This is a genomic window from bacterium (assembly GCA_040755795.1).
Taxonomy (GTDB): Bacteria; UBA9089; CG2-30-40-21; order CG2-30-40-21; family SBAY01; genus JBFLXS01.
Genome location: JBFLXS010000138.1, coordinates 7,956 through 9,258, shown reverse-complemented (window position 1 = coordinate 9,258; position 1,303 = coordinate 7,956). Strand labels below are relative to the sequence as shown.

The 1,303-nt window shown below is 36.3% G+C and carries 2 protein-coding genes; both read left to right on the top strand.

What is annotated here, in order from left to right; translation table 11 throughout:
- A partial coding sequence (locus tag AB1414_10180; GenBank protein MEW6607800.1) for an RsbRD N-terminal domain-containing protein occupies positions 1-410 on the top strand: 410 nt, incomplete at its 5' end.
- Positions 407-1,303, top strand: an 897-nt coding sequence (gene dsrM, locus AB1414_10175; protein MEW6607799.1) for a sulfate reduction electron transfer complex DsrMKJOP subunit DsrM, incomplete at its 3' end; no start/stop codon positions are given. The genes AB1414_10180 and dsrM, both read left to right, overlap by 4 nt.

The window sequence follows — 1,303 nt, the reverse complement described above, 5'->3', positions numbered from 1 at the left end:
CTATTATCAACCGATGGTTTGATTTGATACTTAATACCTATCCACAACAGACGGCAGAGTTTGTAAAAACAGAGAAAAACCAATTCGCTAATCCAGTAGGATGGACAATCAGAAAAGGGATTGAAGGCATTTTTGATGGAATTATTCAAAACAAGGATGTAGATAAATTTTTAGAGGATATAATCAAAATTAAAGCAGTGCAGGGAGTTGCTCCCTCACAAGCTATATCCTTTATTTTCGTTCTAAAACAGGCAATTAGAGAGAAAATTGGCAGTGAAGATAATGAATTATTAGCCCTTGAATCTAAAATAGATAGATTAGCAACGATTTCGTTTGATATATTTATGAAATGCAGAGAAAAGATTTATCAACTTCAGACAAATGAAATGATGAAGTGGGGTGTCCAATGAAAGTTTTATTACCGTTATTAGCCGTGATAATATTAGTTTTACTGGCATATCTGGGAATAGAAACTGCAAATCTGCATCTACTTTTTGGAGTTATCATTCCGTATTTAGCTATTTTTATTTTTATTGTTGGTGTCCTTTGGCGCATTGTCCGATGGGCACAATCTCCTGTTCCTTTCCGCATACCAACGACCTGTGCTCAGCAAAAATCACTTCCCTGGATTAAAAGTGCCTGTTTTGAAAATCCATCGACAGGTATTGGGGCTATCGGAAGAATGGTTTTAGAAATTCTTCTCTTTCGCTCACTTTTCCGCAATACACAAACCCAATTAAAACAGGGTCCTTACTTTCTTCATCTCGAAGAAAAATTACTCTGGCTTGCGGCATTAATCTTTCATTGGTCTTTTTTTATTATTGTCATTAGACATTGTCGGTTATTTATTGAGCCAGTGCCTTCTTGTATCAGTTTGATTTGTAGGCTGGATGGATTTATGGAGATAGGTTCACCGGTGGTATTCTTATCCGGAGTTGGACTTTTGGCTGGGGTATCCTTTCTTTTGCTCCGTAGAATATTAAGCCCTAAAGTCTATTACATCTCATTACCTATTGCGGATTACTTCCCTCTTCTTTTAATCATTGGCATAGCCATTTCAGGTATTCTGATGAGGTATTTTGTGAAGGTTGATGTTGTGAGTTTAAAGGCATATACCTTAGGATTGTTAAGATTTCAACCGTTAATTCCTGCGGATGTGAATGTCATCTTTTATATCCACCTGTTTTTAGTGTGCATACTGTTGATATATTTCCCATTTAGCAAACTGGTGCATATGGGAGGAATTTTCCTGAGTCCAACTCGAAATCTGGCAAATAATAATCGGATGAAAAGACATATTAAT